Genomic DNA, 6,717 nt, shown 5'->3' with positions numbered 1-6,717 from the left:
AGGATTAACGACGAAGGGGAGTAACTCCCCTTCACCCCGTAAATCTCACCACGTTCTATCCTTTGAACTCCACCTGCCGCTCGTTGGCGGCTTCAGTACTCCGGCCACTGGATTACTGTTGGCACTCTGTGTCATAATGCCAACAATGGACAAAAAATATCCTTCACAGGTAGAGATAAACGGGAATGTCTTCAGGTATGAAAAAATACTGAAGGAGGACTTCTTTTCTGTCAACGTGTTATATAAAAACGGCGGTGGCTTACGGTATGTATTAAAACTCTCCGACTTCCGGTTTATATTCGGGCTGCTGCTGCGTCCTCTGGCCGTGTTTTTCTCTCGCCGCGAGTACGGCATATATAAAAAGATTGACGGCATAGAAGGTATTCCACCCCTCGGGCCTCGCTTTGGTATGAGGGGATATTTTCACCTCTTCGCCGAAGGCACCACGCTTCACGAGTTTAAGGGTGTACTTCCCGAAACATTTTTCGACTCCCTGCGGGCTATAATAGAACAACTGCATCAACGGCGCATATTTTACCTCGACCTCAACAAACTCGGTAATATCATCGTCGGCGAGGACATGCGCCCCTATCTCATTGATTTCCAGGTCAGCATATACTTCAGGCCGCTGCCGGGAATCTTCGGCCATATAAGCAACAAGATATTTGACAGCCTCATCAGAGAAGATATCTACCATATTTATAAGCATAAGAAACGTTTTCAGCCACAGTTGATGACCACCGAAGAACTGTCCCTCGCCCGGCGCACCGGCTTCAACAGTTGGTATAACCGCATATGGGGTGCCCCATACCGCAAGATTAAACGCCTCATCTACCCCTCCGGAAGTAACGAAATCATCTGGTATAAGTGGAAAAAAATGAAGAACAAGGACAAGAGAATGCCATAGCGACGAAGGCTTATTGGCCTGCTTCGCGCCGTACAAGGTCTAAATTCCTGCGCGCCTCCTCCAAATTGGGGTCAAGCTCTAACGCCTTCTCAAAGTACGCGACGGCGTCGCGGGGACGCTTTAACATCGCCAGTGCCGCGCCAGCGCCGTTTTGGGCATTGGCACTTCGCGGTTCTAACTCAATGGCCTTATAAAAATAGGAAATCGCCTCCTCCGGCCTCTGAAGCTGAAACAACAAGACCATCCCAAGATTCGTATAGGCCTTCGCGTATGTGGGCCGCAGAAGGATAGATTTCTTTAGCGCCGTGGCCGCCTCGTCTGCCTTGCCCTCCAAAGACAACACAGTCCCCAAACCATAGTAGGCCATAAAGTTATCGCCACCTGCCTCTATCGCATGTTCATACAGGGTTACAGAGTCGTGCCAATAGCTCACCTGCGCCTTTGACCTCGCTACACACAGGATGACCACCACGGCGGCGGCAATTGAGATGATGCTTTTACTATATGGCATTCTAAATATTGACGATGGCGGTGCCATTGCCGCTATGGCAAATAGGCCGACGTATGGTATGTACGTATATCTGTCGGCCATCGCCTGTAACCCCACCTGCACAAACCCAATCACCGGCACAAGTGTCACTATGTACCAAAACCAGCCGGTAAATACATAGGGAAGCCGTCTTGCCATTACAAGGACAGTTATAGAAATTGATAGTAGGACGATAACCGACACGCCCGTCTGCCACACGGGTATGACATCAGGTATCGGATAAAAAAAGGCAAGCCCCTCAGGGACAAACAGTTTTATAATATAACGAAGATAGGACACTGGTATATTCTCAAGGCGAATCCTAAGAGGCAGGTACTCAAGCGAGACAACCGCCCCCCACGCCTTTTGTGCCTGTATTGTTACAACCGATGACACGATAGAAAGAATAATGAGAGGGGTTTTTTCTAATAACAGCCGCTTAACACCCATATCAAAACGCCCTAAAGGCCAGAAATCAAGCAGCAGAAGCACAAACGGCAACGTCACCAGCATGGGCTTGGACATAAGGCTGAATATAAAACACAATAGAACGCATATATACTTAACGGTGGACGGCCTTTTGGCATAATACGTATAAACTATGATGGCGAGAAATCCGAAAAAGGCGCTGAGGACATCCTTCCGCTCTGATATCCAGGCAACTGATTCAACGTGCATAGGATGTACGGCAAATAACAAGGCAACAAAGGCGCTTCGCCACCGCGCCTGTGTCATACGATAGAACAGTGCAAACAGCAGGACTGAGTTCATTATGTGGATGATAAGCCCAACCATGTGATGAGCGCCCGGCTTCATGCCGAACAGTGCAACCGTAGCCATATATGAAAGCAGCGTGATGGGATACCAGTTGCCATCATGTGAGTGAGTAAATGCCCAACGGGCGTTTTCCACGCTGAGGCCGGTTGTCACGCGCTGATTAAGGGTTATATGAACATTATCGTCATAGTTCAAAAATTCAAACGTTCTTACGTCAGAAAATACAAACAATGTGAGGATGACAATCAGGGCGGGGATAGATATATTAATTTTGCTCACGGGGTTATTTTTCACCGTCGCTCTGGCGTAATGTTGACAGGTAATGTCTGGCCGCCTGATGATTTGGGTCTAAGGCGAGGGCCTTTTCGAAATACGCCGCAGCTTCTCGTTTTTTTCCCATTGTAAGGAGGGCCACGCCAATTCCATGATATGCCCCCGGCTGCTGAGTATCAATTGCGATGGCCTTTTCGTAATTTTTAATCGCCTCCTGCGGATTATTCCTCTGGAGCAGTATGTTTCCCATGTTTATGTACGCGGTCTTGTACGAAGGCTCTATGGATACGGCCATCTCAAACGCGGCGTAGGAGGCGTTGTCCTGACCCTTTATCGCCAAAGCCGTGCCAAGATTATTATACGCCACATAGTTACGGTCAGTAACACTGATGGCGTGACGAAAAAGCGTGATGGTATCGCGCCAGTACCGGAGCTGCATTGAGGAGATAACCATACAGATAATCACCACGACAATCGCGGCTGCCGCGGTGGCGTATTTCTTTGCAGGAATCTTAAGCCAATCGTCTGGCACAGACATAGACAGTATAATAAAAAGCCCCACATATGGCATATACGTATATCTGTCGGCCATCGCCTGAAACTCCATCGCCCCAAATTTCACTATCCCTATTGACGGTAACATCACACAGAGAAACCAAAACCACCCCGTAAACAGGTAGGGATACCGCTTCATATACCATACCGCGCTGCCCGATACGGTTACTATCACGCAGGCGCTGCTGACAACCTGCCAAAAGGCAACGCTGCTTATTGGATATATAACCGAAAGCCCCACAGGGTAAAACATCTTTTCGATATAACGGGCATATGAAACGACGGCATTTATAATGCGTCCATCAAGCGGTGCCACAGCAATTGCCCTGCTGCCCTTCTCGGTAAAAAACGTAATGAGCGCCGAGGCTATCGAAAGCCCAATCATCGGCAATTTCTCAAGCGCTAACGCGCCGAATGTTCTTTTAGCCCTGCCGGCTGTCTCTGAAAATCGCCCAAGCGGCCAATAATCCAAAAGCAGCAGCACAACGGGCAGCGTTACCATCATCGGTTTTGACATCAGCCCTAATATAAAACAACACAACACGGCCATATAACGCCCCGCCGACGGCCTCCTCACATAATACGCATAGGCCCACATAGCAATGACCCAAAAAAACCCGCTCAACACATCCTTTCGCTCGGCTATCCACGCCACAGACTCCACATGCATGGGATGAGCCGCAAACAGCGCCGCCACAAAGGCACTACGCCACACCGGTACCGTTAAGGCAGTCAGGGCAAAAAATAATATGACGGTGTTAATAACGTGAAACAAGAGATTAACTAAGTGATGCCCACCGGCGTTAAGGCCAAACACCGAGACATCCACCATGTGTGAAAGCCACGAAAGCGGCTGCCAAAACCCTATCTCCGTCGTCTTAAATGCCCACAGGGTTGTCTCCGCCGTCAACCCTCTGAGGACTTGCGGGTTTTCGGTGACATATTTCTCATCATCATATCTGATAAAATCATAATTTCGCACGGGCAGATAAACCACCAGGACGGCAAGGACAAGGCAGACAGCGGCAAGGTCAGCGGCACGAAGGGTGCCGGTGCTTTGAATGCTTTTTTTATTGTATCCGGCCATTTGTTCAGGGGTGATTATAATATTTTAATGGATAATAAAGCTATTGATTGGGATTGTCAGCACCATTTATGTTACGCTATCAGTGTATTTCATTCGTATGTGAGGTAAAATGCATAAAAAATTTGATTTGACGCTCAAGGACTTGCTAAAGGACATACCTGTTAAGTTTCTTAAGATTCTCACAGGGTATGAAGATGGAAAGTTTCTCGATATCCAGCTTCCAAATTATTCAACTAAATGAGATGGATTTACTCATAGAGCTTCCTGATGGCAGCCTTCTGCACATGGAAATCCAGAGCACCAACGACATGGATATGCTAAAGAGGATGTACCTTTATTCTGCCCTTGTTTTTAATCAATTAGGAAAACTTCCAAGACAGGTAGTTCTATATGTAGGAGACAAACCCCTCAATATGAAAAATAAAGCAGGCAGCTATTCGTATGAATTACTCGACATCCGCGACATAGAGTGTTCTGAGCTGCTTAAAAGTGAAAAACCCGAAGACATCGTGTTGGCGATATTATGTCATTCTGATGATATGGACGTTACCATAGCCCGGATATTAGAGAAATTATCCACGTTACCGTTAAAAGCAAGGGAAGATTACATTTTAAAATTGCTATATCTATCGGATTTGCGAAAATTGTATAATAAGGTAAATCAGGAGGTAAAAAAGATGCCGATAACGATTGATGTCAGAGACAGCCAGATTTTTCAGGAAGGCTTACTTGAAGGAATAGAAGGAATGCTTGAGCTCAAATATGCTTCAGCCGGACTTGAACTTATGAATATGGTTAGAGCTATAGGTTCTATAGATAAATTGGAAGAGTTCAAGAATCTTATCAAGAAAGCCGGGTCAGTGGATGAGTTGATGGGGTTTTTTGGAAATAGCATATAAGACACCGGCACAGAGGTGGCACGACAGACGGCGGATTTAGTAGTTTGGACTTGCTGTGGCGGCCTCGGAGCCACCGATTCCCACAGCGACTTGTGACTTTGCGGCATTCAGATGAGAACCCGCTGCCGTGAGGTTTGGCTCAAGAACAAATGCCCTCTCAAAATAGGTAGTTGACTCTCGTGGCTCATTCAGCATCAGGAGCGCCACGCCCGCACCGGCATCGCCGCTGGTATTCTTTTTTTTCCTAAAATGCTAATCTGTAACAGATATGTAACACCTGTTCATGTATCATAAGCCCCATATTTGTTTTAAGAGAGAATGAGGACATGTAATTATTGGGGAGGAAGCAAAAATATGACAATTTTTGTAGAAGATACAAGGAGCGGGTATGAATCATAATTTTCCAGAGAGCGAGGCTTATCCGGTACAAATCTGCACACTCGGTAGATTCAAGATAGCAATAGATAACAATTTTGTGAATATTATCGGGAACTCTCAAGATAAACCTATTGCAATGCTAAAGGCAATCATTGCTCTTGGAGTAAAAGATGTCGCCATTTCAAAGGTGTCGGACGCGTTGTGGCCCGACATAGACGGCGATAAGGCGACGTCGGTTTTTCGCGTGACAGTCCATCGTTTGAGGAAATTATTTGGACGCCGTCGAGGCGTTATTGTTACTCATAACAGCCATGCGTGTCTTAATTCCGACGACTGCTGGACGGATGTGTTGGCCTTACAGGATGTTGCAAATGAGTTCGATCGCATGATTGCGTTACCGGACGTTGAGCAGAAAATAGATGTTTTATGCAATAAAGCCTTCAGTCTTTACAATGGTGATTTTCTTCCGGGCGATCAGGATCATGTTTGGATTGCCTATCAGAGAGAGCATCTAAAGGATATGTTCGTTAATCTTTGCTGCAATGCTGGAACATACTATAGGGGTATCAATAAGTGGGACAAAGCCATAGATGTGTATAAAAAAGCCATAGAAACCGACAACCTTCGGGAGACATGTTACCGTGGCATGATAGACTGCTGCCTGAAAGCAAATCTGAACGGGGAGGCGCTTTGCGCGTATAACAAATGCAAACATGTATTTAACACGATGTTTGACATTGACCCGTCTGAGGAAACCAGAAGTCTTATCAGGACTATAAAGAAAAATCACAAACCATGAATTTTATCGGAGGAATAAAATATAATGCCTATGCAGTTAACTCTGCTGCCCGTACCTTTGCCCCTTGCTTTTGCTCTAAATCCCCCTGCCGTCATTCCGGCTTGTCCGAAATCTGTCCTTATATCTCAGAATAGACAAAATCACCATGAAACAACCATTTAAGGAACGATTCCGGACAACAGACTGTGTCACAATTACTTTTTACAAAAAAAAGTCAAAACATGTAAAACACATAGTTATATGTCTATCACTGCATTTACATTTCGACCTATGACTTTTTTCTAATACCTAAATGAGGTCAAAGATTTCATATTCTTTAGTCTGTCATTCCTGCTTTTGCAGGAATGACAGACTTACTTATATTACTCATTGTCCACAACTTGGGATAGCTTTTCGACAATAATTACCGACAATACAATACGAATTATTCTGCGCAATTATGACACAGTCTGCAAGCCGGAATGACAGAAAGGGACAAGGATGGCAACAAACTAAGCAACTACCGCTTACTTA

Annotated in this window: 7 protein-coding genes; 4 read left to right on the top strand and 3 right to left on the bottom strand. The window is 45.8% G+C overall.

The window, feature by feature from the left end:
• Nucleotides 1–907, top strand: a 907-nt coding sequence (locus AB7D94_RS15790; RefSeq protein ID WP_420266962.1) for a hypothetical protein, incomplete at its 5' end; no start/stop codon positions are given.
• 10 nt (nucleotides 908–917) lie between these two features.
• Here the strand turns inward: AB7D94_RS15790 and AB7D94_RS15785 are convergent.
• Nucleotides 918–2,492, bottom strand: a complete 1,575-nt coding sequence (locus tag AB7D94_RS15785) for a tetratricopeptide repeat protein (RefSeq protein ID WP_420266959.1) — start codon at nucleotides 2,490–2,492, stop codon at nucleotides 918–920.
• A gap of 4 nt (nucleotides 2,493–2,496) precedes the next feature.
• On the bottom strand, nucleotides 2,497–4,128 hold the full coding sequence (locus AB7D94_RS15780) for a tetratricopeptide repeat protein (RefSeq protein ID WP_420266957.1): 1,632 nt from the start codon (nucleotides 4,126–4,128) through the stop codon (nucleotides 2,497–2,499).
• A gap of 109 nt (nucleotides 4,129–4,237) precedes the next feature.
• Between AB7D94_RS15780 and AB7D94_RS15775 the strand changes: the two genes are divergently transcribed.
• Together AB7D94_RS15775 and AB7D94_RS15770 are read left to right on the top strand one after the other, a co-directional pair.
• Nucleotides 4,238–4,369, top strand: coding sequence for a hypothetical protein (locus AB7D94_RS15775; RefSeq protein WP_420266956.1), 132 nt, complete (start codon nucleotides 4,238–4,240; stop codon nucleotides 4,367–4,369).
• On the top strand, nucleotides 4,323–5,027 hold the full coding sequence (locus AB7D94_RS15770; RefSeq protein ID WP_420266955.1) for an RpnC/YadD family protein: 705 nt from the start codon (nucleotides 4,323–4,325) through the stop codon (nucleotides 5,025–5,027). Before AB7D94_RS15775 ends, AB7D94_RS15770 begins: the two co-directional genes overlap by 47 nt.
• A 36-nt stretch (nucleotides 5,028–5,063) precedes the next feature.
• Here AB7D94_RS15770 and AB7D94_RS15765 read toward each other — a convergent pair whose 3' ends face one another.
• Complete coding sequence (locus AB7D94_RS15765) at nucleotides 5,064–5,234, bottom strand: hypothetical protein (RefSeq protein WP_420266954.1); 171 nt, start codon at nucleotides 5,232–5,234, stop codon at nucleotides 5,064–5,066.
• Nucleotides 5,235–5,415: 181 nt separating this feature from the next.
• On the opposite strand from AB7D94_RS15765, the gene AB7D94_RS15760 reads away from it, so the two are divergent.
• Nucleotides 5,416–6,204, top strand: coding sequence for an AfsR/SARP family transcriptional regulator (locus tag AB7D94_RS15760; RefSeq protein ID WP_420266953.1), 789 nt, complete (start codon nucleotides 5,416–5,418; stop codon nucleotides 6,202–6,204).
• Nucleotides 6,205–6,717 lie beyond the last annotated feature (513 nt).

Origin of the sequence: Candidatus Magnetominusculus dajiuhuensis (genome assembly GCF_046044395.1) — a bacterium.
Classification (GTDB): Bacteria; Nitrospirota; Thermodesulfovibrionia; order Thermodesulfovibrionales; family Magnetobacteriaceae; genus Magnetominusculus; species Magnetominusculus dajiuhuensis.
Note: the sequence above shows the minus strand (reverse complement) of the source record. Positions and strands in the feature narration are given on the sequence as shown.